Source organism: Kosakonia beeri, from assembly GCF_054165705.1.
Map to the genome: position 1 here is coordinate 2,852,971 of NZ_CM135106.1, position 25,512 is coordinate 2,878,482.

The following is a 25,512-nucleotide window of genomic DNA, read 5'->3' on the forward strand; positions in this document are numbered from 1 at the left end:
GTTTTGTAAGTGTATTTATCTGCCGGTAAACAAAAGGTTCACCGTCGAATAAATAAGGATTTCTGTGCTGCATTTCTTACTGCGAGGAAATACGTAATAACAGACGAATACGTCAGTGATGCATTAACCCATGCTGCTGCATAATATGGTCGACAACGTGTTTTAACCGGCCCTGCAGCCCGCCGTAGCCCCGGCGCTCGCCCGCATAGCTCACCCACATCCCCCCACACGGTTCCACTTCAATAAAACCGGTAAGCCCATTACAAATAAAATGCACATATCGGTGTTCCCCGTATTTCTTTCTCATTTCATCTTCCTTACGCGAATATTCCGCCTCACCAGACATGACGTATGTATTGCTGGCATGGCATAAATCAGTTGATAAGATGAATTATATGCAGGGTAATTATCAGCACAATCAATAAATAACAGGGGCACGCACAAATAGCTTACGATCCCACAAATCGCTTAGGCAGATGTTAGGTAACAGGCCTGTTTGTTATATTAACAGGCCTTATGTTACTCAAATAACTACTGGTTAATATGACACTGGCTCATCATATTCCAGTCTCGCGGGAGCTCCCGGGTTTCGCCAGTGACATTCACGGTAACCGCGCCGCGAATATCGGCCGATGAAGCGCCTATTTGCAGCGTAAACTCTCCCGGCTCGACAATACGTCGGCCATCGCGGCGCGTAAAATTGAGCATATCGACCGGCAGGGTAAAGGTCAGTGTCGCCGTTTCACCTGGTGCCAGGGCCACGCGCTGGAAGGCTTTCAACTCTTTTACCGGGCGCACCAGCGAGGCGATGTGATCGCGAACGTAGAGCTGCACAACCTCACTGCCGCTGCGTTCACCGCTGTTTTTGACGGCGACCTGAACACGGATTTCCCCCTCAATGCTGACCTCTGGCGTCAGCAAAACCGGCTGAGCATAGGTAAAATGCGTCCAGCTTTGACCGTAGCCGAAGGGGTAGCGGGAACCGAAATGGAAGGCAAAGGGCGTGCCGCCGCTTTTCAGTTTATGATTGTAGTAGTACGGCATCGCGCCCGCGCTCTTGGGTACACTCACCACCAGCCGCCCCTGCGGTTCGGCACGCCCTGTCAGCACATCTGCAATGGCCCAGCCGCCCTCCTGCCCCGGCGCCCATGCCATTAGCAAAGCGGCAACGCGCGATTCCAGCCCCTGCAGGTGATAAGGACGCCCGCCGGTCATCACCACAATGACGGGCTTACCGGTATCGACCAGCGCTTCCAATAATTGCTGCTGCACGCCAGGCAGAGCCAGGCTATCCGTGTCTGAGCCTTCGCCTACCGTGCCACTTTGGAACAAACCAGCCAGATCGCCCACACACGCGATTACCACTTCACTCTCCTGGGCTACACGCACTGCTTGCGGGATCAGCGAGGTATCGTTCGATACTGGCGATTGCTGGATCGGCTTGCCAGAGGTATCACCAGGAAATACCGGTGCGCCTGAGGCGCGCTTTTCAATAATGTAGCAGCCCTTAGCATAGCGAACACCTTCCTCGCCCAGCACGTTGCGCAACGCCTGCAGAGGCGTGGTGACCTGCGAAGTCTCTTCCAGCATATCGCTGATAATCAGATGCACCGGGAAGCTATAACCGCTAAGGAGTGCCAACGGATCGTCCGCCGTTGGGCCTATGACTGCCAGCCGCGGCGTGCCATTAAGTGGCAAAATGCCATTATTCTCCAGCAGCGTCAGTGAACGCGTCGCCACCTCGCGCGCGGTCTGTCGCGCATCGTCAGATTGCAAGCGAATAGCGCGCTCATCCGTATAAGGCTGCTCAAACAAACCCAGGCGAAACTTCACCGCCAGTACACGGGCAACGATTTCGTCGATCTTAGCCATCGATATCAGCCCACGTTCTACGGCCTGCGCCAGATGCCGCGCACAATCATCTTTCGGTAATTCGACATCCAGACCGGCATTGAAAGACAACGCGGCCGATTCTGCCGCATCATGACTAATGCCATGATGCTGGTGCAGCAAACTGACGCCGCCATAATCGGCAACGATTATGCCGTCAAAGCCCCACTGCTCACGTAACACGGTAGTCAGCAGAAAGTGGTCGCTATGGCCTGGCTGGTTATCAATGTCATGATAAGCCGGCATCACCGACCCGGCTTTTGCCAGCTTGACCGCCATCTCAAATGGCAACAGGAAGGTGTCGTTCAGTTCGCAAAAACCGAGATGTACCGGTGCATGGTTACGTGCTCCCTCGCTAAATGAGTGACCGACGTAATGCTTAAGCGTCGCCAGTAAATCGCCCTTCTCACCCTGTAAACCCTCTACATACGCGCACGCCATGATCCCCACCAGCCAGGGATCTTCACCGAACGTCTCTTCGGTGCGCCCCCAGCGCACATCGCGGGAAACATCCAGCACGGGTGCAAGGCCCTGCTTACAGCCCGTAGAGCGCGCCTCTTCGCCTATTTGCTGCGCCGCACGCTTGATCAGTTCCGGATCCCAGGTTGAGCCATAATTCAGTGAGGAGGGAAATAGCGTAGCGTCTTTGCACAACAGGCCCACCAGACACTCTTCATGGAACAACGCCGGAATACCAAGGCGCGTCTCTTCCACCAGTCTCTTTTGCAGCGCATTGGCTGCGCGCACGCCGCTGTGTGCGTCAACGATATGGGTGCCCAGCGGGCGTGTTATCTGCCCGACGCCGAGCTTCAACCGTTGATCCAGCGCAGCCTGCGCACTGACACCGGCAAACTCATCGCTCAGGTCCGTACGTTCCCGGTGCTTGCCGTTTTCGTCCAGCACCAGCCACAGCGCATGCATCTGGGCGAATTTCTCTTCCGGCGTCATTCGCGCCAGTAAATCAGCCACGCGCTCTGCAACCGGGCGGCTGGCATCCTGATAAATCGCACTCATCGGGTCACTCCTGTGTTACTGAAATCCGGGGAATCTTGCGGCTCCGTTGTGCTCTGCGGCTCGCCACGTTTCTGAATCAATTGCTGTGCAATGGTGTCGGCAAGCTGGCTGTTGAGTTTGTAACGCGTTAACAGCAGCACCATACAGATAAACAACAGGCAAGGGATAAGGGTAAACAGTGCGTTAATGGTGGTGAGTACGGTCGCATTTTGTAGCGCCTGATTGGGCGCATAGTCGACCGCCGCAAGCACCCAGCCCACCACGGCACCGCCCAGCGCAAGGCCGAATTTAATGGCAAATAGCGCAGTGGAAAATACCAGGCCATCCAGCCGCCGACCACTGCGATGCTCTTCATAATCAACAACGTCAGAGAACATGGTCCATTGCAGCGGCGTGGTCAGGTTTTGAATAAAACTGAACACGATGTTGACGGCAAAAATAAGCCATACCTGGGTAGGAGGAATAATAAAGATCAGCGCGGCAAAGACGACAAAGGTAATAATCGTCCACTGATAGGCACGCACACGGTCAAATTTCCCCAGCAGACGTGCAGATAATAGTGCGCCAGCCAGCGCGGCAAGCATGCCAGAAACAATAAACGTAAAAACCATTTCCGGACGTTGCAGCACATATTTGACGTAATACATGGTTGCAGAACCGCGCGTCACCACCGCCGTTAACAGCAAAATATTGAACACAAATACGATGCGCCACTGGCTATTTGCCGCCAGCAGTTTCAGGTCACTGACCAGGGAACCGGAACTGTCATTACGCGGGGTGAATCGCTCGCGGGTCATAAAGAAGCAGCCAAAAAACAGCGCAATGCCGAGGATCCCCATAAGGCTCATAGCGTAGAAATAGCCTTTTTGATCGTTGCCGCCACCCAACTGCGCCACCAATGGCAAGGCAATGACGGTGACGATCAAACCGCCAATAAAGGACAGGCCAAAGCGCCAGGACTGCAATGAATGACGTTCATGCGGATCCATGGTCAGCGCACCCGGCATGGCGCAGTAAGGGACGTTAATGGCCGAATAGATAAAACTCAGGATCGCATAAGTGACGCAGGCGTAGATAATTTTTGCCGTCGCCCCCGCATCCGGCACGTAAAACGTAATGATGCAACTTACGCCGAAGGGTATGGCAAACCACAGCAGCCATGGGCGAAAACGGCCGTGCCGCGTCTGAGTACGATCGACCAGCGCGCCAATACAGGGATCGACAAAAGCATCAATCGCACGCACCACTAAAAACATGGTGCCCATAATTGCAGCTGGCAAGCCAAACACATCGGTATAGAAATAGGCGAGAAACAGCGTGGCTGTTTGCCAGACCAGCGCACTGGCCATATCGCCCAGGCCGTAGCCTATTTTGTCTGAAGTACGCAGGACAGAGGGAATTGTCATTTTTATTAGCCTTGTGAGGTGAAAAAATATTTCAACCTGACGTGATAATTCGCGTCACGCCACTCACTACCGGCTCAAGTATTGGAAGAAGAAATGCGGGTCACAATTGCAATAATTACCAGGCTTTTTACGTTTTTTGGTAATTGTGATCGAAGACGAATTCGCAGTGAAAGCAGAAAAAATCCCCGACATGATGTCGGGGATTTTGATTTAGCCGTTATTTTTTCAGTTCGGCAAGGCTCAACCAGGTTTGCACGACGGTGTCCGGGTTCAGGGAGAGGCTGTCAATGCCTTCATCCATTAACCAGGCAGCAAAGTCTTCGTGATCCGATGGCCCCTGACCGCAAATACCGACATATTTGCCCTGTTTTTTCGCCGCGCGGATAGCCATAGAAAGCAGAGCTTTCACCGCATCGTTGCGTTCGTCAAACAGTTCTGACACCACACCGGAGTCACGGTCAAGGCCCAGCGTTAACTGAGTCATATCATTCGACCCGATCGAGAAACCATCGAAATACTCGAGGAACTGCTCAGCCAGCAGGGCATTCGACGGGATTTCACACATCATAATGATTTTCAGCCCGTTCTCGCCGCGTTTCAGCCCCTGCCGCGCCAGCTCATCGACAACGGCTTTCGCCTGCTCAACGGTGCGTACGAACGGGATCATAATCTCGACGTTGGTCAACCCCATCTCATTACGCACACGTTTCACGGCTTCGCATTCAAGCGCAAAACAGTCGCGGAAACTGTCGGCCACGTAACGCCCGGCGCCACGGAAGCCGAGCATCGGGTTCTCTTCTTCCGGCTCGTAGCGCTCGCCCCCCACCAGGTTGGCATATTCGTTCGATTTAAAATCGGACAAACGCACAATCACACGTTTTGGCCAGAAGGCTGCCCCAAGCGTTGAAATGCCTTCCGTCAGACGGCCAACGTAAAATTCCACCGGCGAATCGAAACCTTTCATCATTTCGCGGATGTCGTTTTGCAGCTTCGGATCCTGATCATCAAACTCAAGCAGCGCACGCGGATGGACGCCAATCATGCGGTTGATGATAAATTCCAGACGCGCCAGGCCTACACCTTCGTTAGGCAGGCAGGCAAAATCGAAGGCACGATCCGGATTACCCACGTTCATCATGATTTTTAGCGGCAGGTCCGGCATGGTATCGACACTGGAACTTTTCACACTAAAATCCAGCAGATCGGCATACACATACCCGGTGTCACCTTCGGCACAGGAAACGGTCACTTTCTCACCCGTTTTGATGCGCTCGGTCGCGTCGCCACATCCCACTACCGCCGGGATCCCCAGTTCGCGGGCAATGATTGCCGCATGGCAGGTACGACCGCCGCGGTTAGTCACAATGGCCGCCGCTTTTTTCATGATCGGCTCCCAGTCCGGGTCGGTCATGTCTGTCACCAACACATCGCCCGCCTGGATCAGGTTCATTTCGCTGATATCGTGGATCACTTTAACCGTACCCGCACCAATGCGGTGGCCAATGGCCCGGCCTTCAGCGACGATTTTGCCCTGGGCATGCAACGTGTAACGTTCCATTACCTGGCCACGCGAGCGAACAGTTTCCGGGCGCGCCTGCACAATAAACAGTTTGCCGGTATGACCGTCTTTCGCCCATTCAATGTCCATTGGACGGCCATAGTGCTGTTCAATCTGTACAGCCTGCTTCGCCAGCGCCTGCACTTCCTCGTCGGTCAGTGAGAAGCGATCGCGTTCTTCCTGCGGCACGTCTTCGATCTGCACCTGTTTTCCGTGTTCCTGGGTCGGCGCATAAATCATACGGATTTTTTTCGACCCCATTGTGCGACGCACGATCGCCGGGCGATTAGCCGCAAGCGTCGGTTTATGCACGTAAAATTCATCCGGGTTTACCGCACCCTGCACCACCATTTCACCCAGCCCCCAGGCCGCAGTGATAAATACCACCTGGTCAAAGCCGGATTCGGTATCAATGGAGAACATCACGCCGGAAGATCCGATGTCGGAACGCACCATACGTTGCACCCCTGCCGACAACGCAACGCCGCGATGGTCATAACCCTGATGCACACGATAAGAGATGGCGCGATCGTTAAACAGTGAGGCGAAAACATGTTTAATCGCCACCAGCACCGCGTCATAGCCTTGTACGTTAAGGAAGGTTTCCTGCTGCCCGGCAAAGGACGCATCCGGCATATCTTCCGCTGTTGCCGACGATCGAACAGCAAAGGAAGCCTGCGCATCGTCTTCTGACAACCTGGCATACGCATCATGAACGGCTTTTTCCAGCGCTGGCGTAAACGGCGTGTCGACGATCCACTGGCGAATCTGCGACCCGGCTTTCGCCAGTTCGGCAACATCGTCGATGTCCGTTTTATCCAGCAGTTCATAAATACGTTGGTTCAGCCCGCTCTGCTCAAGAAACTGGTTAAACGCATCGGCGGTGGTCGCAAAACCATTCGGTACGGAAACACCCACACCGGACAGGTTAGTAATCATCTCACCAAGGGAGGCATTTTTGCCTCCAACTCTGTCTACATCATTCATGCCGAGTTGGTCATACCAAAGCACCAGCGGAGACGAGTCATTGTTGGACATCGAAACAATCCTTTTGTGATATATGAATGGGTAAAACACCAGACTACGCATTAATCCTGGCATATTTAATTTCATTGAAAAAACGGTGAATCGTGTAAGCAATTACGATTTCTGGTTTTTCGGACAGATTCCCATCAATCAACGCCCTTCAGGAAATAATTTTTTTGAGTAAAACCTTATTTTTCATAGTAGATTAAAAAAACTGAACTGCACTTTTCATTAAAAATAAAAACAGCATTTCATTTTTAAAAATGAGAAAAAGGGTATACGCAAGATCGGGCTTTTAATTTATGCTTTCATAGAATTACGCATGATATTCAGGATGGGTTAAATGGACAGTTCTGTTGATCGCCACGTGTTTTATATTTCTGATGGAACCGCTATCACAGCCGAGGTATTAGGCCATGCGGTGATGTCACAATTCCCTGTCGCCGTTAGCAGCATCACGCTGCCCTTTGTCGAAAACGAAAGCCGCGCCAAAGCTGTCAAAGAACAAATAGATGCGCTCTATCAACAGACCGGTAATCGCCCACTGGTTTTTTATTCCATTGTGATCCCGGAAATTCGCAACATTATTTTGCAAAGCGAAGGATTCTGTCAGGACATCGTCCAGGCGCTGGTTGCGCCTTTACAACAAGAATTAAAACTCGATCCCACCCCGATTGCGCACCGCACGCATGGCCTTAATCCTGGGAATTTAACCAAATATGATGCGCGTATTGCGGCAATTGATTACACGCTTGCCCATGATGATGGTATTTCGTTGCGCAACCTTGATCAGGCGCAGGTGATTTTACTCGGCGTTTCCCGCTGCGGTAAAACGCCAACCAGTCTCTATCTGGCAATGCAATTTGGTATTCGCGCGGCAAATTATCCTTTTATTGCCGATGACATGGATAATCTCATTCTTCCCGCTGCGTTGAAGCCACTGCAACATAAATTATTTGGTCTGACCATTAATCCTGAACGTCTCGCCGCCATTCGTGAAGAGCGTCGCGAGAACAGCCGCTACGCATCGCTGCGCCAGTGCCGTATGGAAGTGCAGGAAGTGGAAGCGCTTTACCGCAAAAATAATATTCCGTGCCTTAACAGCACCAATTACTCCGTCGAAGAGATTGCGACCAAAATGCTCGACATTATGGGCCTGAACCGCCGCATGTACTAACAGGCTAGTACATGAGTTCGCAATGCGCTATGATGTGCCGCAACAACGTGATGGGCGTCACGGCTACACTTGAATTAAGCCAGGATTGGTTTAAGGTGTCGCCCATTACTTCCGGTATTTCTGCCGATGAAGCACACATTTTTGAGATCTCTGATGAATAAAACCGATGAACTTCGCACTGCGCGAATTGACAGCCTGGTCACCCCGGCTGAACTTGCGCAGCAATACCCCGTTAGCGCAACGGTGGCGGAGCATGTAACCGACTCCCGCCGCCGGATAGAAAAAATCCTTAATGGCGAAGACCGCCGCCTGCTGGTGGTTATTGGCCCCTGCTCGATCCACGATCTGGACGCGGCGATGGATTATGCCCGTCGTCTGCGCACCTTACGGGAAAAATATCATGCGCATCTGGAAATTGTGATGCGGACCTATTTTGAAAAACCCCGCACCGTAGTGGGCTGGAAAGGGCTGATCTCCGACCCGGATCTGAACGGCAGCTATCGGGTTAACCACGGTATCGCACTGGCACGTCAGTTACTGCTCCAGGTCAATGAGCTGGGCGTACCGACCGCAACCGAGTTCCTGGATATGGTTACCGGCCAGTTTATTGCCGATTTGATCAGCTGGGGTGCTATCGGCGCGCGGACAACAGAAAGCCAAATCCACCGGGAAATGGCTTCTGCGCTCTCCTGCCCGGTCGGTTTCAAAAATGGTACGGATGGTAATACGCGTATTGCCGTCGATGCGATCCGCGCATCGCGTGCCAGCCATATGTTCCTCTCGCCGGATAAAAGCGGGCAAATGACCATTTACCAGACCAGCGGCAATCCTTATGGTCATATCATCATGCGTGGCGGGAAAAAACCGAATTATCATCATGGCGATATCGTCGCAGCCTGCGAGGCGCTGCGTGAATTCGGTCTGCCAGAACATCTGGTGGTGGATTTCAGCCACGGCAATTGTCAGAAACAGCACCGCCGCCAGCTGGATGTATGTGCAGATGTTTGTGCGCAGATCCGTAATGGCTCTACGGCCATTGCTGGCGTGATGGTGGAAAGTTTTCTCCAGGAAGGCACACAAAAAATCGTTCATGGCCAACCACTGGCGTACGGGCAATCCATTACCGACCCTTGCCTGAACTGGCAAGACAGTGAACGGCTGCTGGATGACCTGGCCGCTGCCATCGCCACGCGTTTTTGACCTTCGCCCGCCGTCCGCGGCGGGTACGCCGAATGCATCCGCCTACGTTTTCCTGGGGGAATACCGATATTCTTCCGTCATGCGCTTGCCTCTCACTCTATAATATTGATAATGATTATCATTGTTAACATTGCATTGTTTGAGTGGATATGTCGCATATGGATAGCACGACGCGCCTCCCTGTCAGCTCGCAGGAAAATACAACCTACGTGACCCCGGCCGATCGCCGCATCAACAGCCAGACGCTGCTGGGCGACGAAGGGCGCATTGTCATTGAGCACAAGGGACAAGAGTACTTGCTGCGCCAGACCCATGCCGGGAAACTGATCCTTACTAAGTAAGATTAGCTTGAGCAGCTTACTTCCAGCCGTTTTCCCCAGTCTGGCGGACGACTGACATAATCATCATTACGATCGATGAAAGGCTGGCGCAATGCCTCATGTAACCGTTCCAGTTCCGTCATATCGCCCTGCTCAGCGGCGGCTATCGCGCGTTGTGCCAGCCAGTTTCGCAACACCATAGCCGGGTTAACGCTCAGCATCTGATGCTGGCGCTGTGCATCATCAATATTTTCGGTCTGTAAACGTGCGCGGTAACGCGCAAACCACGCATCAAACGCGGCACGATCGATAAACTCATCACGCAGCGGCGAGCTGGCGCTGAGCTGTTCCGTCACGCTTAGCATGCGGAAAGTCCGGGTATAATCGCTCCCTTCCCGCGCCATCAGTGAAAACAGCGCATCAAGCAGCGCATTGTCCCCTTGTTGCTGGCTAAAGAAACCCAGCTTCGCGCGCAGCAGCACGCCATATTCATCCATCAGAATGTGCTGGTACTCGTCCAGTGCGGCGTTTAACGCTTCAACCGCAATAAATGGTGAAAGCGACTGCGCCAGACGCTGCAAATTCCACAGGGCAACCGCCGGTTGGTTTTCGAAACTGTAGCGCCCCTGGTAATCCGAATGGTTACAGATAAAACCTGGCTGATAATCATCGAGAAAACCAAATGGGCCGTAATCGATAGTCAGCCCCAGGATCGACATATTGTCGGTGTTCATTACGCCGTGGGCAAAGCCGACCGCCTGCCATTGGGCTATCAACTTTGCCGTGCGCCGCACCACATCCCGAAACCAGGACACGTAGCGATCGCTGTCTTCCTGCAACGCCGGCCAATGGTGACGGATGACAAAGTCTGCCAGTAGCTGCACCTTTTGCGGTTCACGCCGATAGTAAAAATGCTCGAAGTGACCGAACCGCACATGGCTTTCAGCTATGCGCATGAGCATTGCCCCTTGCTCGCGCGTTTCGCGTATGACGGGAGTATCACTGGTGACAATACTCAGCGCACGCGTTGTGGGAATGCCGAGGTGGTGCATCGCTTCTGAGGCCAGGCTCTCACGGATGGTAGAACGCAACACGGCCCGGCCATCGCCCATCCGTGAATACGGTGTCAGACCTGCACCTTTGAGATGCCAGTCGCGGGTTGAGCCATCTGGCAATTGCTGTTCGCCGAGCAAAATACCACGCCCGTCGCCCAGTTGACCGGCCCATACACCAAATTGATGCCCACTGTAGACTTGCGCCAGCGGCGACATACCGGGCAACAAGGTTTCGCCTCCCCAGACGCCAGCGCCGGACGACGGCTGGAAAAGTGAATCGGGCACGCCCAGCACCTGCGCCAGCGCGGTGTTACGCCAGATAAGACGGGCGTTATGCAACGGCGTTGGAAGCAGTGCGGTATAAAATTGTGGCAGCTCATCGCGCCAGTGTGTTGTAAAAGACAGGGTCATAAATCCTCCTGCCTTTAGTGTAGAGCCTGCAACGGTATTTAAACACGGAGGAAAAGCAAGGCTATGAATGTGCCAGTGAGGTTAGCATCGGTACAGTGACTGCCGGCCACATCGCGCCCTGAATGGCGCTGAAAGGGAATGGCGCAATCCGCTTTAGCGCCAGTTCGTCATCAATGCCGGCAATCATTATCGATCGGCAATAGGGTTCAATTTGAGAAACAATCGCCCTTATAAAGGGTTCAAAAGAGCTTGACGATAATCGTTGATGTACAAAATTTTTATCAAACATCACACCTTTAAACAGGCCATCAAAAATGGCTTTCGTCGATGCGGCGCCAGTACCGAAATTGGCTAACACCAACGGATATTGTTTCGCCAATAGAGACAATATCTGATTTTCGTTCCCCTTATTCAGACAGGGAAAATTCTCATTGATCATTAACTCAAGGAACGGAAATTTATTGACGCTGGCCGCAAGTTGTTCGTCGCTGAGCAGAGCTTCAACAATATGGGGTGAGATATTTATCCAGGCGATTAACTGATGTTGTATAAAAAAGAGCTGGCAGGTTTCCAGCAACGCCAGTTGTTCGGTAAACAGTTCCAGCGTTTCGCTTGCCGTAAGACGTGGGGCAACCAGCTCTGTAGGGGCGCGGACATTGCTGTCTAACCCCACAAAGTTGACGATAATTTCCAGCCCCTGAAGCATCCCGTTACGCTTTTTCGCAGGCAGTAATAAAAGCTCGGAGCGGTATGTGTCATCAAGCGATACGATCATTGAGCCAGTCCCGCATTAAGGGTGATTTCCGGCATACACAGACCCAGATATACATAATTCAAATTTCTTAATTTTAATAGGATTAACGTCATTTTTTTCCGTTTTAAATTCGAATTATCCTTAATCCTTTTTAAACCATCCAGGATAAATGCGAATAATCTGCATACCCGGTTCCAAGTGTACGACCAGATTAATTAATATTATAAATATTAATTAGCGGAAATTTCCTGGAATCAAAAAGGTAAACCCTTAAAAACAAAAGAGGCTGCGCTCTGCGTAGCGCGATTCCTCTTTTATCATGTCGCGAACGACGCTAATGACTCAAATGCGCCGCGCCTGCCAGAAATTTTTACGCCAGTACACGTTATCCAGTGAGGATCGCATCACACCACGACTCGTCGATGCGTGGATAAATGCATTGTCCGTGTCGTAAATTCCTACGTGCAGACCATTTTCACCAGAGCCGGTTTTAAAGAAAACCAGATCGCCGGGCAGTAAATCATCTTTGTCGATACGGGTTCCAATTTCTGCCTGCTGACGCGTTTCACGCGGAAGCTGAAGGGCGAATTTGTCCCGAAAGGTCATCATCACAAAACCGGAACAGTCCACACCTGAGCGGCTCATTCCACCATAGCGATAGGGCGTGCCACTCCATTCGCCAAGCTGATCGTTCAGGTTCGCGATAACGGTAATCGAGTCGGACAGCCTCGGGTTAGGTGGCGGCGCGCGATGAGAGCTACATCCTGCAAGGAATAACGCTGCTGCCACGAGAAACCAGATACGCATTCTGGATCAAGCCTCTTTCTTTCTTTTTTCCGGAATAATCTACCGTGGGAATGAGATCCCTGGCAAGTCACGTTTTTGTCACGCCAGCGGGAGCAACATCGCATGCCCTTCAATATCCAGCCGGCGAAACGGCATACCATACGCAGTGGCAAGTATTGATGGCATTAATACTTCGTTTGCAGCCCCGGCAGCAACAAGCTTACCGGCTTTGAGTAACCAGGCCTGATGCGCGTGACGCAGGGTATGGTTAAGGTCGTGGCTGCTCATCACCACTGTGATCCCCGCCGCCGCCAGTTCATCAACCAGCTTGTCCAGCGCGGCCTGTTGGGCAACGTCGAGACTGTTCATGGGTTCATCCAGTAAGAGCAGTCGCCCGGAAGGGTTCCCCTGCGGGTGGATTTGCAAAATCACTGCGGCCAGACGCACACGTTGCCATTCACCACCCGAAAGCTGGTTAACGGAACGGTCAAGCTTGTCCATCAACCCCAGCTTGCCGGCGATCTCTGGCACCAGCGTGCTATGCGCATTATCAGACTGATGCAGCGATAAGTAGTGCCAGACCGGCATCGCAAATGGTGGGGTTTGATGCTGGGCAAGATAAGCACGCTGGTGCGCAAGCTGCGTCGCTGACCAGCTTGCCAGGGGTTTACCCTCAAAAGAGACGACCCCCTGCCCCTCTGACAACCCGGCAAGCCGGGCCATCAGCGTGCTTTTACCCGCGCCGTTCGGCCCGACTAAATGCAGGATAACAGCGCGCCCCACCTGCGCTGTTATCGGCCCCAGCCTGCCCGCTTCGGCCACATCCCGCAGGTTTAACAGCCCTGACATTATTTTGCCAGCGCGTCTTTAACCGCTTCCACCAGCGCAGGATCGTCCGGAGTCATGTCCGGCGAGAAGCGGTGGATCACCTGACCATCACGCCCAATCAGGAATTTTTCGAAGTTCCAGAGGATATCGCCCGGCTCTTTTGGCGCCCGTCCTTTGCTTTCCATTCGTTCATAAAAACCGCTCCCCTGAGGCGCTATCGCCTTTGGCGCAGCGGCAATCAGTTTTTTATACAGTGGATGGCGGGCCTCACCGTTGACCTCGATCTTGCTGAACATCGGGAACGTGATGCCATAGGTAGTGCTGCAAAAGGTTTTGATCTCCTCTTCGGAGCCGGGTTCCTGGCCCAGGAACTGATTGCAGGGGAAGCCCAGCACCTTAAACCCTTCTTTACCCAACGTTTGCTGGATCTGCTCCAGTTGCTCATACTGCGGTGTCAGACCACACTTAGATGCCACGTTAACCACCAGCAAAACATCGCCGCGATATGCCTCAAGCGTAGTGCGTTCGCCATTAATGGTCGTTACTTCAGTGTTCAGAATATCCTGTTGCATAGCGTACCTTTTGTTGATGTTATGGATGCCGGATCTAACGCCCGACCCTCAATAATAGCCAGATAAAGACGGGCGCGCCCAGCGTTGCGGTCACGACACCTATCGGAAGTTCTGCAGCGCTTAACGCCAGACGGGCAACCACATCGGCGAGTAACAGCGCAACCGCGCCCGCCAGCGCACAAGCAGGCAGTAACGCACGATGGTCTGTCAAACCGCACAAGCGGAGAATATGCGGGATCACCAGACCAATAAATCCTATCGCCCCGGCCAGCGCCACGCTGACACCAACCATCCAGCCGGTAGCGCCCACAAGCAGGTTACGCCACAGCCATAAGGGCAAGCCCAGTTGTCGCGCCGAAACTTCGCCCAGCGCCAAGATATTAAGTGGTGTCGATTGCAGGCTTATCCAGATAATGGCTGGCAACAGCGCCAGCATTAACCAGCTCTGCTGCCAGTCAATGCCACCGAAGCCGCCCATCATCCAGTACATTAACTGCCGTAAATCGAATGATGTCGAGAAGTAAACCGCCCAGGTCATTAATGCCGTACAGATGATCCCTAATGCCACCCCGGCCAGTAACAACCGGCTGGTGGAAAGGTGCCGACGCGCGAAACGCAACAAAATCAGGGTGACAATCAGTGCGCCCGCGATCGCATATACCCCTAATGCCCAGCCTGGCAGCATACCACCGCCGAGCAGCACAGCAGCAATCACCCCAACGCCCGCACCACTGGAAACACCGAGCAAACCGGGCTCCGCCAGCGGGTTTTCAAACAGGGTCTGCATCACGGCACCAGAAAGGGCAAGCGCCGCACCCACCAGCATTACAGCCAGCGTGCGCGGCAGGCGAATTTGCCAGACGAAGAGTTGCCCGTTGGGCGTAAACCAGGCAGACGGCGCAATCCATTGTTCACCCGCGCAGAGACTAAAGAAGAGCGCAAACAGTAAGAGCAGCGATAGTCCGCAAAGCCAGCGGCGATTTTTTTGCTGTTGAAGATGTGCGTATGCCAGCATGATTTCCGTTTTCGCGGTCAGTCAGGAGACTGATTTTATGATTGATGCGCAGGGCTGAAAAGAAAAAAGGCCGCATAGCGGCCTTTTTAATTAGTTCATATCACTCAGCTTTCGGCGAAGCGTTTTCAACACGGCTCTTTAACTTCTGGCCGGGTCTGAAGGTCACCACGCGCCGGGCTGTAATGGGAATATCTTCGCCCGTTTTGGGGTTACGACCCGGACGTTGATTTTTGTCGCGCAAATCGAAGTTGCCAAAGCCGGAGAGTTTTACCTGTTCACCGTTTTCCAGAGCACGACGGATCTCTTCGAAAAACAGCTCTACCAGCTCTTTTGCGTCCCGTTTGCTAAGCCCAAGCTTATCAAACAGATATTCTGACATTTCAGCTTTTGTAAGCGCCATAGGTTCAATCCCTCAATGATGCCTGGAATCGCTCTTTTAATGCCTCTACACATCTGGCAACGGTAGCGGCAATCTCCTCTTCTTCGAGTGTACGGCTGGTATCCTGAAGGATCAGGCTAATGGCAAGGCTCTTATACCCTTCCGCTACACCCTTACCGCGGTACACGTCAAATAAGTTTACGCCAACTACCTGATTTACGCCAACTTTCTTACATTCGCCCAAAACATCTGCTGCAGGCACATTTTCGGCAACCACAACAGCGATATCACGGCGGTTCGCCGGGAAGCGAGAAATGTCCTGAGCCTGAGGAACCACGCGGTCTGCAAGCGCATTCCACTCCAATTCAAACACCAGTGTACGGCCGTTTAAATCGAGCTTGCGTTCCAGCTCAGGATGGACAACACCAATGAAACCAATACGTTTATCTTTCAGATAAATCGCCGCCGACTGCCCCGGATGTAATGCCGGATTGGTCTCTGCACGGAATTCGATTGCCGATAATTTGCCCGTCAGTTCCAGGACAGACTCAAGATCACCTTTCAGATCGAAGAAATCGACGCTGCCTTTCACCAAATCCCAATGCTCTTCGGAACGGTTGCCACAGATGGCCCCCGCCAGCATGACATCCTGACGAATACCCAGATTTGCCTGCGTATCCGGCACAAAGCGCAGACCGGTTTCGAAAATGCGTACACGGCTCTGCTGGCGGTTCTGGTTATAGACGATGGTACCAAGCAGGCCGGTCCACAATGACAGACGCATCGCAGACATTTCACTGGAGATCGGGCTTGGCAGAATCAGCGCTTCTTCGCCCGGATGGATCAGCTGTTGCAGTTTCGGATCAACGAAACTGTAGGTGATCACTTCCTGGTAGCCTTTGTCGTTCAGCATCGTTTTCACGCGCTTAAGTGACAGGTTCGCCTCACGGTGCTCACCCATAATCAGGCCAGCCTGCACCGGTTCATCCGGAATATTGTTGTAGCCGTAAATACGCGCGACTTCTTCAACCAGGTCTTCTTCGATTTCCATATCGAAACGCCAGCTCGGCGCAACGGCCAGCCACTCATCCTGACCTTCGGTCACTTCACAGCCCAGGCGCGTCAGAATATCGCTCACCTGCTCATCAGCGATGTGATGACCAATCAAACGATCCAGTTTGCTGCGGCGCAGACGAATAGTGGCACGCTTTGGCAACGTGTCTTCATGGGTCACATCGATAACCGGGCCTGCTTCTCCACCGCAAATGTCGAGCAGCAAACGGGTCGCACGTTCCATGGCTTTATACTGCAACTGCGGATCAACACCACGCTCATAACGATGAGACGCGTCCGTGTGCAGACCATGACGGCGTGCACGGCCGGTAATCGACAGCGGGTTGAAGAACGCACACTCCAGCAGGACATTCTGTGTTTCAGCGTTCACGCCGGAATGCTCGCCGCCAAAAATACCGCCCATCGCCAGCGCTTTGCTGTGATCGGCGATCACCAGGGTGTCGGCATTCAGTTTGGCTTCGCTTCCGTCCAGCAGAACCAGGGTTTCACCCTCTTTCGCCATGCGAACGACAATCCCGCCCTCCAGGCGATCGCGGTCGAACGCATGCATCGGCTGACCGAGTTCCAGCAGTACGAAGTTGGTCACATCGACAACAGCATCGATAGAACGAATTCCGCAGCGACGCAGTTTCTCTTTCATCCACAACGGCGTAGGGGCTTTAACGTTAATCCCTTTTACGACGCGACCGAGGTAGCGTGGGCAGGCGTCTGCCGCTTCAACCACGATCGGCAATGTATCGGTGATGGTCGCGGTAACCGGTGTAATCTCCGGCACAAGCAGCGGAGACTGGTTCAGTACAGCAACATCACGCGCGACGCCGATAATGCCCAGGCAGTCAGCACGGTTTGGGGTTACGCTGATTTCGATAGTGTTGTCATCGAGTTTCAGGTATTCGCGGATATCGGTACCAATCGGCGCGTCTGCCGGCAATTCAATAATGCCGCTGTGATCGTCAGAAATCCCCAGTTCTGAGAAGGAGCACAGCATGCCTTCTGACGGCTCCCCACGCAATTTTGCGGCTTTGATCTTGAAATCGCCCGGCAGCACTGCGCCAACAGTCGCTACAGCCACTTTCAGACCCAGGCGGCAGTTCGGGGCACCACAGACAATATCCAGCAGGCGATCACCGCCCACATTGACTTTTGTTACGCGCAATTTGTCCGCGTTCGGGTGTTGAGCACACTCCATGACTTCGCCAACTACCACGCCATGAAACGCACCGGCAACCGGCTCAACGCCGTCGACTTCAAGACCCGCCATAGTGATTTGGCCAGACAGCGCTTCACTATCGATGGCCGGGTTTACCCATTCGCGTAACCACAGTTCACTGAATTTCATTGTTTTGCCTGCCTTTATTTAAACTGTTTGAGGAAACGCAAATCGTTTTCGAAGAAAGCGCGCAAATCGGTCACGCCATAACGCAGCATGGTGAGACGCTCCATACCCATTCCAAACGCAAAGCCAGAGTAAACTTCCGGATCAATGCCAACATTACGCAGCACGTTTGGATGAACCATACCGCAGCCTAACACCTCCAGCCATTTCCCGTTTTTACCCATTACGTCGACTTCTGCAGAAGGTTCAGTAAACGGGAAGTAAGACGGCCGGAAGCGGATCTGCAGATCCTCTTCAAAGAAATTACGCAGGAAATCGTGCAGCGTGCCTTTCAGGTTGGTAAAGCTGATATTTTTATCAACAATCAGCCCTTCCATTTGATGGAACATCGGCGTGTGTGTCTGATCGTAGTCGTTACGATAAACACGGCCCGGCGCGATGATACGGATTGGCGGCTGCTGATTTTCCATGGTGCGGATCTGCACGCCGGACGTTTGCGTACGCAGCAGACGGGTGGCATCAAACCAGAAAGTGTCGTGGTCAGCGCGTGCCGGGTGATGGCCCGGAATATTCAGGGCGTCGAAGTTATGATAATCATCTTCGATTTCAGGACCTGTCGCCACGGTAAAGCCGAGCTCACCGAAGAAACTTTCAATACGGTCAATGGTGCGGGTTACCGGATGCAAACCACCATTCTCGATACGGCGTCCAGGCAGGGAAACATCGATAGTTTCAGCCGCGAGGCGCGCGTTCAGTGCCGCGTTTTCAAGGTCGGTTTTACGGGTATTCAGCGCTTGCTGTACCTGCTCTTTAGCTTCGTTGATCACCGCCCCGGCAGCCGGGCGCTCTTCTGGCGGCAGCTCACGCAGGGTGGTCATTTGAAGGGTCAGGTGCCCTTTCTTACCCAAATATTCGACGCGAACATTGTCCAGCGCGGCGACATCCTGGGCATCGTTAATGGCTGCCTTGGCACTGGCAACCAGCTCTGCGAGATGTGACATGGTTTTCCTCGTTATATGACGATATTTACATGCGGCAGATACAAAAAAAGCCTCCACAAGGGAGGCTTTCTGGCGCTGTTTTCCGTTTCTTCTTTCACGCGCAAGCCTCCTGGATTCAGGTGCTAAAGTAAAAAAAGAAGCGGAAAATAGCAGCATTCATGCTTGCGTTACCTTAACCGGGTAAGTGAGCTGTGATGGCTTATTGAAAGCGTATCACGGCAAAATGTCAATGGATTGATAATGTTAAAGCAAAAGAGGGAGCCAGGCTCCCTCTCTTAAACTGGCTTACGCCAGAGCTGCTTTCGCTTTTTCAACCAGGGCAGAGAATGCCACTTTGTCGAATACGGCGATGTCAGCCAGGATCTTACGGTCGATTTCAACAGAGGCTTTTTTCAGGCCGTTGATGAATTTGCTGTAAGAAATACCGTTCTGACGTGCTGCTGCGTTGATACGTGCAATCCACAGTTGACGGAACTGACGCTTTTTCTGACGACGGTCACGATAAGCGTACTGACCAGCTTTGATAACAGCCTGGAAGGCAACACGGTAAACGCGTGAACGCGCGCCGTAGTAACCTTTAGCTTGTTTCAAAATTTTCTTATGACGTGCACGTGCAATCACACCACGTTTTACGCGAGCCATATGCTCTCCTGTATATTCTAATTAAAAAGTTAAAAGGTTAACGACTTATGCGTACGGCAGGCACGCGATTACCAGGCCCAGATCGCCTTTGGAAACCATGGCTTTCGGACGCAGGTGACGTTTACGCTTGGTAGCTTTTTTGGTCAGAATATGACGCAGGTTAGCGTGCTTGTGTTTAAAACCACCTTTACCGGTTTTTTTAAAACGCTTAGCAGCACCGCGTACGGTCTTGATTTTTGGCATTTTTTAACTTCCACTTCGCATTGTTAATAAACGAAACATAGGCGAACTAAACCCTGAGCTTGCGGCCCAAGGTTTAGTTACTTGATGGCCTTACTGTTTCTTCTTAGGAGCAAGCACCATAATCATCTGGCGGCCTTCGATCTTCGTAGGGAAGGATTCGACTACTGCCAGTTCATTCAGATCGTCTTTCACGCGATTAAGCACTTCCATACCGATCTGTTGGTGGGCCATCTCACGACCGCGGAAACGCAGTGTGATCTTGGCCTTATCGCCCTCTTCGAGAAAGCGAATCAGGCTGCGGAGTTTTACCTGATAGTCGCCTTCATCTGTACCAGGTCGGAATTTAATTTCCTTAACCTGAATAACTTTTTGCTTCTTCTTCTGTTCCTTAGAAGATTTGCTTTTTTCATAGAGGAACTTGCCGTAATCCATTATACGGCAAACGGGCGGCTCGGCGTTAGGGCTGATTTCAACTAAATCTACCCCGGCTTCTTCAGCTTTTTCCAGAGCTTCTCTCAGACTCACAATACCAAGCTGCTCGCCTTCCAGACCTGTTAAGCGAACTTCCAGGGCGCGAATCTCGCCATTGATACGATTAGGACGCGCCGTTTGAACTCGTTTTCCGCCTTTAATACTTTATTCCTCCAGTTGTTGAAGACTGCGGCTGCGAATCTCTTGTTGCAGCTTCTCGATAACTTCATTTACGTCAAGGCTACCCAGGTCTTTACCACGACGGGTACGCACAGCAACTTTGCCGGCCTCAACCTCTTTGTCCCCACAAACCAGCATATAAGGGACACGACGTAAAGTGTGCTCGCGGATTTTAAAGCCTATCTTCTCGTTTCTCAAGTCTGCTTTTACGCGAATGCCCGCATTTTGCAGTTTCCGGGTCAATTCATTAACGTAATCAGCCTGGGAATCGGTGATATTCATCACGACAACTTGCACCGGTGCAAGCCATGTCGGGAAGAAACCTGCGAATTCTTCAGTCAGGATGCCGATAAAGCGCTCCAGTGAGCCAAGAATTGCGCGGTGGATCATCACCGGCACCTGACGCTCGTTGTTTTCGCCTACATAAGAGGCACTCAGACGAGACGGCAGAGAGAAGTCCAGCTGTACAGTACCGCACTGCCATGCACGATCGAGGCAGTCATACAGTGTAAATTCAATTTTCGGGCCGTAGAAAGCACCTTCACCCAGTTGGAATTCGAACGGGATGTTGTTTTCTTCCAGCGCAACGGCCAGATCTGCTTCCGCACGGTCCCACATTTCGTCACTACCAATGCGTTTTTCAGGACGCGTTGACAGTTTGACGACGATTTTCTCAAAACCAAAAGTGCTGTACATATCATAGACTAAACGGATACAGGCGTTCACTTCATCGCGAACCTGCTCTTCCGTACAGAAGATATGAGCATCATCTTGCGTAAACCCACGTACGCGCATCAGACCATGCAGCGCGCCCGATGGTTCATTACGGTGGCAACTGCCGAACTCTGCCATACGCAGCGGCAAATCACGATAGGATTTCAGCCCCTGGTTGAAGATCTGCACATGACCCGGGCAGTTCATCGGCTTAATGCAGTATTCACGGTTCTCAGAAGAGGTAGTGAACATCGCATCTTTATAGTTGTCCCAATGGCCTGTTTTTTCCCACAGGACACGGTCCATCATGAAGGGACCTTTTACTTCCTGGTACTGGTACTCTTTCAGTTTGGAACGTACAAACGTTTCCAGTTCGCGGAAAATCGTCCAGCCATCGTTATGCCAGAACACCATACCCGGCGCTTCTTCCTGCATATGATACAGGTCGAGCTGTTTACCGATTTTACGGTGATCGCGTTTCGCTGCTTCTTCCAGACGCTGCAGGTACGCATTCAGCGCTTTTTTATCTGCCCATGCAGTACCGTAAATACGCTGCAACATTTTATTGTTGCTGTCACCGCGCCAGTAAGCGCCCGCAATTTTCATCAGTTTAAAATGATGGCAAAAACGCATATTCGGCACGTGCGGACCGCGGCACATGTCGATATATTCCTGGTGATGATACAAGCCCGGCTTGTCATCATGCGCGATGTTTTCATCAAGAATAGAGACCTTGTAGGTTTCACCGCGTTTGACAAACGTCTCACGGGCTTCATGCCAGCTCACTTTTTTCTTAATGACGTCGTAGTTGCTTTCGGCGAGCTCATGCATACGTTTTTCGAGCGCGTCGATATCTTCCTGGGTCAACGTATGGTCAAGATCGATGTCGTAATAGAAACCGTTATCGATGACCGGACCAATCGCCATTTTGGTGTTTGGCCAAAGTTGCTTAATAGCGTGGCCTAACAGGTGCGCGCAGGAGTGACGGATAATTTCCAGGCCTTCATCATCTTTGGCGGTGATGATAGCAAGGTTAGCGTCGCTGTTGATGACATCAGTGGCATCAACCAGTTCGCCATTAACGCGGCCAGCGATACAGGCTTTCGCCAGTCCGGGACCGATATCCAGTGCAACATCCATGGGGCTTACAGCGTGGTCGTAATGGCGTTGGCTGCCATCAGGAAGAGTAATTACAGGCATTTCATTTCCTTATTTGCAGTGGTGCCCCACACGAAAGAGCACATACAAAACTAAACAATGTATTTATATCAGCAAGTTAAAGGTGTTTCTTTGCTTCACTCTGCAAAGTCTGTACAACAGCATTCGGGATGTACCCACCCCCACCGGCTGATAACGCCCCCCAATAGTACACGCCATTGGCTTCACATAAAAGTATGAAAAAAATCGTTATACTGCGCGGCGGATGTCGACATTACGGTACTTCCTACCTCACCGGGCACCCGGGGACACCGCATTAATAAAGAAAGCGTCAGCCAAATTAACTCCCACCCGCTAACTGCACTAAGGTTTGTCGTGTGGACGCCCCTGTTGAAGTGAGTTTTTTCTATTTTGTTTCACCGGGGTGATTACATATTTACAACAATGGTCGTTCCAGGCGAAATTACTGTGTATTGCCTTTTCATTTTGGTAAGCAGAATGAAAAGGCATTTTAAAAATACTAATGCCATCTGACGTTTATCATGTTTTAAGACGCTATTTTGTCCTGTTGCACTGCTTCAGGTTCGAATAGCATTCATCAACGCCTAACCAACTGATAATGAATGGAAATAATCTATCCACTTCTGGTTATCGCGCTGGTCGCGATTATTGTGTTCTCGTTTTATAAGCACTACAGCATGAAGTCGTCCAGGAACCTGCCAGGCCGTCATAAAAAACGGCACTAATAAGGATCCACCTGCTCAAAAAGGCACGCGTTAGGCGTGCCTTTTTCTGTTACTCACCTCAGGCTTCGTAACCTAAGGCGCGAATGACTTCCTCCATCGCATCATGCGTCAGGGGAGAGCGTTTTATGCGGGGGTTTGCCAGCATCGTTCTGACCACACCAGCAATAACAATGTGTTTCGGCTCTTGCCCAAGGTCGCGCATTTCCAGCACCACTTTTCCAACCACCCGGCACATCTCCTCATATAACTCGTTATCTGTTGCCTTTCCCATCATGCCTCCGGTTGCGTGGTGTTACCTAAGAATTTGCGTTAAGCTAACCATATCTAATAAAGAAACATCGCCAGGTGCATCCTGTGCGTTGCAACATTATTAGAGATGTTCTTTGTAACGAATAACTTTTATTGCCCTTCCGATGCGTGCGGATTTCACCCGGAAGGGAGCTTTTTACCGGAGAGGCTTACGATGTGGCAAGTTTTCTCTCCTTCTGCCCTGGCCTGATGCCCCTTTCCCACCGACACCGCTTCGCTCAGACATTTGCACAAAGTTAAATTTTTCCGCCAATTTGGGTTAAAGATCACCCTGCCGCCTGCCGATGATTGAAACATTAGCGGTCTGAATGAATCAATACAGCAATGCCATCGATCAATTACGACAACATGACCGGTCTGAACCTGACGCTCAGGGCGGCGACCGCTTCGACGCTGGAGGAATCTATTCAGCGTCTGTCGTCGGGGTTACGGATCAATAGCGCGAAGGATGATGCAGCAGGTCAGGCCATTGCCAACCGCATGCGCGCAAATGTCAACGCGGATACTGTCGTATCCCGCGGACTGGATGACGCTATCAGTATGGCGCAAACCGCTGATGGCGGGCTGAACACCATCAGTGAATTACTGATCCGCGCCAAAAGTCTGGCGATCCAGTCAGGTAATAGCACCCTTTCCGCCAGCGATCATCAGAGCATTGATAACGAATATCAAAGTATTCTTAAGAGTATTCAGGCCATTTCGGAAGGCACTGAGATTTTTGGCCGCTATCCACTGGCTACCGACAGCCCTGAATTGCCTCCTGAGCTGATAGGCAATGTCCCGCCGCTCAGCGTTAAGTTTCCGGCGCAGGGCACGAACTATACATTCAGTTCTGGCATTGTCTCTCTGGCGTATATCCCTGCCGGCGCCACAAACATTACGCTAACCATGGATTCGCTGGGCCTGGATGATGACATCCAGTTGTTTACTCGCGACGGTAAACATCTGGCCGGTACGCCGCTCACGGGCAGCGATCCGGACTATACATGGAAAAGCCGCGGCATAACGGATTCGACCAAAGCCACGTCAAAAGTACTGACGGCGGCCAATGGTTTTCAAAGCGGCGCCACTTACGATGATTCGCAATTAATTGAGGGGGGGACATCCTGGGCGCTGAACGGCAGCGCTACCCTTAATTATAACGGCATGACCATTCGCTACAGTGGCGACGGCGATCGCTATGAAACGGGCCGGGCCTTTAATGACGGCAGCAATGGAACGAACCGTCTGGAACGTTTAAAAATCGATAAGGCCAGCGAAGATCTGATCGTGATGGTGCTGGGTAGCGGTTCGTTTACCAGTAACCTGACCTGGGGCGATTTGCCCACGCCAACTATCACACCGACCACGCCGCCGAAACAGAGTCGTCCGTGGGAAGTGGTCACCAGCGCCAATTACGGCGACGACGTAAAAGCTGTCACGCTGGCAACCACCCCCTCGGATCTGAAATCGTTAGGGCTGGCGCAGACGGATTTACGATCAACGGGCACCGCCAGTGTGGCGATGGGGCTGCTGGATAAGGCGCTGGATAAAATCAGTGGCTATCGCGCGCAGTATGGCGCGTCGATCAATCGTTTTGAGTCGAATAAATCCGTTCTGGCACAACAAGGCATTGCAACGCAAGCGGCGCAAAGTCGTATTCAGGATGCGGACTATGCGTTAGAGGCAAGTAAAATGGCAAAAGCGCAAATATTGCAACAAGGTCAGGATGCGGTACTGAAAGTCGCCAACCAGTCGGCGCAAAATATTCTTGCCCTGCTACGCAGTTAAATCTTAAAAGCTATTTAAAAGAAGCAATAAATAATTACTTTCAGTTTTTGTCAAAATTGCTAACGATTTATTTTACAGTTGCCCCCTCTTTCGCGTAAATACAAAAACCGGTACGACACAATCCGGTTTTTTAAGAAAAGGAAGGAACGGAAGAGATAATTAGTTCCACTCACCAGCAACCAGTGTGTGAGCATCAAATGCGGCATCGTTGTTACCGTGCGTAGACTGAGCAACGGTAACCATGTTAGAGCCCGCCTCGATATTAGTGATGTTTGAGCTGTTCTGGCTGGCAGGTGCATTAACGGTATCAGCAGCGAAGACACCAAATGAGAGTGCAGAAAGCACTACAACTGCTGCAGTAGTTTTGATTTTTTTCATGATTTCATTCTCTAATTTAAATAACACAGATGACTGTCTGGGTGATTAATTACCCGTGCTCATAGTGTAGATCTGGATCACACTTTTGCACAGTCAATT

Annotated in this window: 25 protein-coding genes and 1 other annotated feature; of the genes, 5 read left to right on the forward strand and 20 right to left on the reverse strand. The window is 51.8% G+C overall.

Annotated features, from left to right (window positions below; all coding sequences use genetic code 11):
* Positions 1–112: 112 nt before the first annotated feature.
* The 4 genes from ACUY4S_RS13555 to ppsA all read right to left on the reverse strand — a co-directional run bounded on the left by ACUY4S_RS13555 (position 113) and on the right by ppsA (position 6,906).
* Entirely contained in the window at positions 113–307 is a 195-nt protein-coding gene (locus ACUY4S_RS13555) for a hypothetical protein (protein WP_312685956.1), read from the reverse strand.
* Positions 308–531: 224 nt separating this feature from the next.
* Positions 532–2,904, reverse strand: coding sequence for a glycoside hydrolase family 3 N-terminal domain-containing protein (locus tag ACUY4S_RS13560; protein WP_458023301.1), 2,373 nt, complete (start codon positions 2,902–2,904; stop codon positions 532–534).
* Entirely contained in the window at positions 2,901–4,310 is a 1,410-nt protein-coding gene (locus tag ACUY4S_RS13565; protein WP_458023299.1) for an MFS transporter, read from the reverse strand. The genes ACUY4S_RS13560 and ACUY4S_RS13565 overlap by 4 nt, the downstream gene beginning before the upstream one ends.
* Before the next feature lie 217 nt (positions 4,311–4,527).
* A complete protein-coding gene (gene ppsA, locus ACUY4S_RS13570) occupies positions 4,528–6,906 on the reverse strand; it encodes a phosphoenolpyruvate synthase (RefSeq protein ID WP_312685951.1) in 2,379 nt (792 codons plus the stop codon).
* A gap of 331 nt (positions 6,907–7,237) precedes the next feature.
* Here ppsA and ppsR point away from each other — a divergent pair, with 331 nt between their 5' ends.
* From ppsR to hemP, 4 genes are all read left to right on the forward strand, one after another.
* Entirely contained in the window at positions 7,238–8,071 is an 834-nt protein-coding gene (gene ppsR, locus ACUY4S_RS13575; RefSeq protein WP_312685949.1) for a posphoenolpyruvate synthetase regulatory kinase/phosphorylase PpsR, read from the forward strand.
* An 11-nt stretch (positions 8,072–8,082) separates the two neighbouring features.
* On the forward strand, positions 8,083–8,232 hold the full coding sequence (locus ACUY4S_RS13580) for a hypothetical protein (protein WP_458023297.1): 150 nt from the start codon (positions 8,083–8,085) through the stop codon (positions 8,230–8,232).
* Positions 8,225–9,271: a 3-deoxy-7-phosphoheptulonate synthase AroH gene (gene aroH, locus ACUY4S_RS13585; RefSeq protein WP_312685946.1), complete on the forward strand. Its 1,047-nt coding sequence runs from the start codon at positions 8,225–8,227 to the stop codon at positions 9,269–9,271. Before ACUY4S_RS13580 ends, aroH begins: the two co-directional genes overlap by 8 nt.
* Positions 9,272–9,420: 149 nt before the next feature.
* On the forward strand, positions 9,421–9,612 hold the full coding sequence (hemP, locus tag ACUY4S_RS13590) for a hemin uptake protein HemP (protein ID WP_312685945.1): 192 nt from the start codon (positions 9,421–9,423) through the stop codon (positions 9,610–9,612).
* Between the two features lie 2 nt (positions 9,613–9,614).
* On the opposite strand, the gene selO is transcribed toward hemP, so the two are convergent.
* From selO to fumD, 15 genes are all read right to left on the reverse strand, one after another.
* On the reverse strand, positions 9,615–11,057 hold the full coding sequence (gene selO, locus ACUY4S_RS13595) for a protein adenylyltransferase SelO (RefSeq protein ID WP_458024221.1): 1,443 nt from the start codon (positions 11,055–11,057) through the stop codon (positions 9,615–9,617).
* A 61-nt stretch (positions 11,058–11,118) separates the two neighbouring features.
* On the reverse strand, positions 11,119–11,832 hold the full coding sequence (locus ACUY4S_RS13600; protein ID WP_312685940.1) for an EAL domain-containing protein: 714 nt from the start codon (positions 11,830–11,832) through the stop codon (positions 11,119–11,121).
* Between the two features lie 321 nt (positions 11,833–12,153).
* Complete coding sequence (locus ACUY4S_RS13605; protein ID WP_312685937.1) at positions 12,154–12,618, reverse strand: NlpC/P60 family protein; 465 nt, start codon at positions 12,616–12,618, stop codon at positions 12,154–12,156.
* 78 nt (positions 12,619–12,696) lie between these two features.
* Positions 12,697–13,446 (reverse strand): vitamin B12 ABC transporter ATP-binding protein BtuD, encoded by a 750-nt coding sequence (btuD, locus tag ACUY4S_RS13610; protein ID WP_458022254.1) that lies wholly within the window; start codon positions 13,444–13,446, stop codon positions 12,697–12,699.
* On the reverse strand, positions 13,446–13,997 hold the full coding sequence (locus tag ACUY4S_RS13615; protein WP_458022255.1) for a glutathione peroxidase: 552 nt from the start codon (positions 13,995–13,997) through the stop codon (positions 13,446–13,448). The genes btuD and ACUY4S_RS13615 overlap by 1 nt, the downstream gene beginning before the upstream one ends.
* A gap of 34 nt (positions 13,998–14,031) precedes the next feature.
* Positions 14,032–15,012, reverse strand: a complete 981-nt coding sequence (gene btuC, locus ACUY4S_RS13620; protein ID WP_458022256.1) for a vitamin B12 ABC transporter permease BtuC — start codon at positions 15,010–15,012, stop codon at positions 14,032–14,034.
* Positions 15,013–15,112: 100 nt separating this feature from the next.
* Complete coding sequence (gene ihfA, locus ACUY4S_RS13625; RefSeq protein WP_006820203.1) at positions 15,113–15,412, reverse strand: integration host factor subunit alpha; 300 nt, start codon at positions 15,410–15,412, stop codon at positions 15,113–15,115.
* 4 nt (positions 15,413–15,416) lie between these two features.
* The gene (gene pheT, locus ACUY4S_RS13630; protein ID WP_312685926.1) at positions 15,417–17,804 is read right to left on the reverse strand and encodes a phenylalanine--tRNA ligase subunit beta; all 2,388 of its coding nucleotides are present in this window, start codon (positions 17,802–17,804) and stop codon (positions 15,417–15,419) included.
* Between the two features lie 14 nt (positions 17,805–17,818).
* Positions 17,819–18,802, reverse strand: a complete 984-nt coding sequence (pheS, locus tag ACUY4S_RS13635) for a phenylalanine--tRNA ligase subunit alpha (protein WP_312685923.1) — start codon at positions 18,800–18,802, stop codon at positions 17,819–17,821.
* 40 nt (positions 18,803–18,842) lie between these two features.
* Positions 18,843–18,967, reverse strand: a sequence feature (Phe leader region).
* The gene (gene pheM / locus ACUY4S_RS13640) at positions 18,918–18,962 is read right to left on the reverse strand and encodes a pheST operon leader peptide PheM (RefSeq protein ID WP_001386830.1); all 45 of its coding nucleotides are present in this window, start codon (positions 18,960–18,962) and stop codon (positions 18,918–18,920) included. (Overlaps the previous feature by 45 nt.)
* 120 nt (positions 18,968–19,087) lie before the next feature.
* Entirely contained in the window at positions 19,088–19,444 is a 357-nt protein-coding gene (gene rplT, locus ACUY4S_RS13645; protein WP_007374646.1) for a 50S ribosomal protein L20, read from the reverse strand.
* A 45-nt stretch (positions 19,445–19,489) separates the two neighbouring features.
* Positions 19,490–19,687, reverse strand: a complete 198-nt coding sequence (gene rpmI / locus ACUY4S_RS13650) for a 50S ribosomal protein L35 (RefSeq protein WP_001124225.1) — start codon at positions 19,685–19,687, stop codon at positions 19,490–19,492.
* Positions 19,688–19,777: 90 nt separating this feature from the next.
* Positions 19,778–20,320 (reverse strand): translation initiation factor IF-3, encoded by a 543-nt coding sequence (gene infC, locus ACUY4S_RS13655; protein ID WP_071532057.1) that lies wholly within the window; start codon positions 20,318–20,320, stop codon positions 19,778–19,780.
* A 3-nt stretch (positions 20,321–20,323) separates the two neighbouring features.
* The gene (gene thrS / locus ACUY4S_RS13660) at positions 20,324–22,252 is read right to left on the reverse strand and encodes a threonine--tRNA ligase (protein WP_458022257.1); all 1,929 of its coding nucleotides are present in this window, start codon (positions 22,250–22,252) and stop codon (positions 20,324–20,326) included.
* A gap of 762 nt (positions 22,253–23,014) precedes the next feature.
* On the reverse strand, positions 23,015–23,230 hold the full coding sequence (fumD, locus tag ACUY4S_RS13665; protein ID WP_312685915.1) for a fumarate hydratase FumD: 216 nt from the start codon (positions 23,228–23,230) through the stop codon (positions 23,015–23,017).
* Between the two features lie 359 nt (positions 23,231–23,589).
* Here fumD and ACUY4S_RS13670 point away from each other — a divergent pair, with 359 nt between their 5' ends.
* The gene (locus ACUY4S_RS13670) at positions 23,590–25,035 is read left to right on the forward strand and encodes a flagellin N-terminal helical domain-containing protein (protein ID WP_458022258.1); all 1,446 of its coding nucleotides are present in this window, start codon (positions 23,590–23,592) and stop codon (positions 25,033–25,035) included.
* A gap of 159 nt (positions 25,036–25,194) precedes the next feature.
* Here the strand turns inward: ACUY4S_RS13670 and ACUY4S_RS13675 are convergent, their stop codons facing one another.
* The gene (locus ACUY4S_RS13675) at positions 25,195–25,413 is read right to left on the reverse strand and encodes a YdgH/BhsA/McbA family protein (protein WP_312685909.1); all 219 of its coding nucleotides are present in this window, start codon (positions 25,411–25,413) and stop codon (positions 25,195–25,197) included.
* Positions 25,414–25,512: the final 99 nt, after the last annotated feature.

What these genes read in the sequence shown, in the direction of transcription:
- ACUY4S_RS13675 (WP_312685909.1), bottom strand. Translation starts at nt 25,413, where the DNA reads ATGAAAAAAATCAAAACTACTGCAGCAGTTGTAGTGCTTTCTGCACTC.
- hemP (WP_312685945.1), top strand. Translation starts at nt 9,421, where the DNA reads ATGTCGCATATGGATAGCACGACGCGCCTCCCTGTCAGCTCGCAGGAA.
- aroH (WP_312685946.1), top strand. Translation starts at nt 8,225, where the DNA reads ATGAATAAAACCGATGAACTTCGCACTGCGCGAATTGACAGCCTGGTC.
- ACUY4S_RS13580 (WP_458023297.1), top strand. Translation starts at nt 8,083, where the DNA reads ATGAGTTCGCAATGCGCTATGATGTGCCGCAACAACGTGATGGGCGTC.
- ACUY4S_RS13605 (WP_312685937.1), bottom strand. Translation starts at nt 12,618, where the DNA reads ATGCGTATCTGGTTTCTCGTGGCAGCAGCGTTATTCCTTGCAGGATGT.
- fumD (WP_312685915.1), bottom strand. Translation starts at nt 23,230, where the DNA reads ATGATGGGAAAGGCAACAGATAACGAGTTATATGAGGAGATGTGCCGG.
- ACUY4S_RS13600 (WP_312685940.1), bottom strand. Translation starts at nt 11,832, where the DNA reads ATGATCGTATCGCTTGATGACACATACCGCTCCGAGCTTTTATTACTG.
- thrS (WP_458022257.1), bottom strand. Translation starts at nt 22,252, where the DNA reads ATGCCTGTAATTACTCTTCCTGATGGCAGCCAACGCCATTACGACCAC.
- ihfA (WP_006820203.1), bottom strand. Translation starts at nt 15,412, where the DNA reads ATGGCGCTTACAAAAGCTGAAATGTCAGAATATCTGTTTGATAAGCTT.
- ACUY4S_RS13560 (WP_458023301.1), bottom strand. Translation starts at nt 2,904, where the DNA reads ATGAGTGCGATTTATCAGGATGCCAGCCGCCCGGTTGCAGAGCGCGTG.
- ACUY4S_RS13615 (WP_458022255.1), bottom strand. Translation starts at nt 13,997, where the DNA reads ATGCAACAGGATATTCTGAACACTGAAGTAACGACCATTAATGGCGAA.
- ppsA (WP_312685951.1), bottom strand. Translation starts at nt 6,906, where the DNA reads ATGTCCAACAATGACTCGTCTCCGCTGGTGCTTTGGTATGACCAACTC.
- ACUY4S_RS13555 (WP_312685956.1), bottom strand. Translation starts at nt 307, where the DNA reads ATGAGAAAGAAATACGGGGAACACCGATATGTGCATTTTATTTGTAAT.
- btuD (WP_458022254.1), bottom strand. Translation starts at nt 13,446, where the DNA reads ATGTCAGGGCTGTTAAACCTGCGGGATGTGGCCGAAGCGGGCAGGCTG.
- pheS (WP_312685923.1), bottom strand. Translation starts at nt 18,802, where the DNA reads ATGTCACATCTCGCAGAGCTGGTTGCCAGTGCCAAGGCAGCCATTAAC.
- pheT (WP_312685926.1), bottom strand. Translation starts at nt 17,804, where the DNA reads ATGAAATTCAGTGAACTGTGGTTACGCGAATGGGTAAACCCGGCCATC.
- ppsR (WP_312685949.1), top strand. Translation starts at nt 7,238, where the DNA reads ATGGACAGTTCTGTTGATCGCCACGTGTTTTATATTTCTGATGGAACC.
- btuC (WP_458022256.1), bottom strand. Translation starts at nt 15,012, where the DNA reads ATGCTGGCATACGCACATCTTCAACAGCAAAAAAATCGCCGCTGGCTT.
- rpmI (WP_001124225.1), bottom strand. Translation starts at nt 19,687, where the DNA reads ATGCCAAAAATCAAGACCGTACGCGGTGCTGCTAAGCGTTTTAAAAAA.
- ACUY4S_RS13565 (WP_458023299.1), bottom strand. Translation starts at nt 4,310, where the DNA reads ATGACAATTCCCTCTGTCCTGCGTACTTCAGACAAAATAGGCTACGGC.
- selO (WP_458024221.1), bottom strand. Translation starts at nt 11,057, where the DNA reads ATGACCCTGTCTTTTACAACACACTGGCGCGATGAGCTGCCACAATTT.
- ACUY4S_RS13670 (WP_458022258.1), top strand. Translation starts at nt 23,590, where the DNA reads ATGCCATCGATCAATTACGACAACATGACCGGTCTGAACCTGACGCTC.
- rplT (WP_007374646.1), bottom strand. Translation starts at nt 19,444, where the DNA reads ATGGCTCGCGTAAAACGTGGTGTGATTGCACGTGCACGTCATAAGAAA.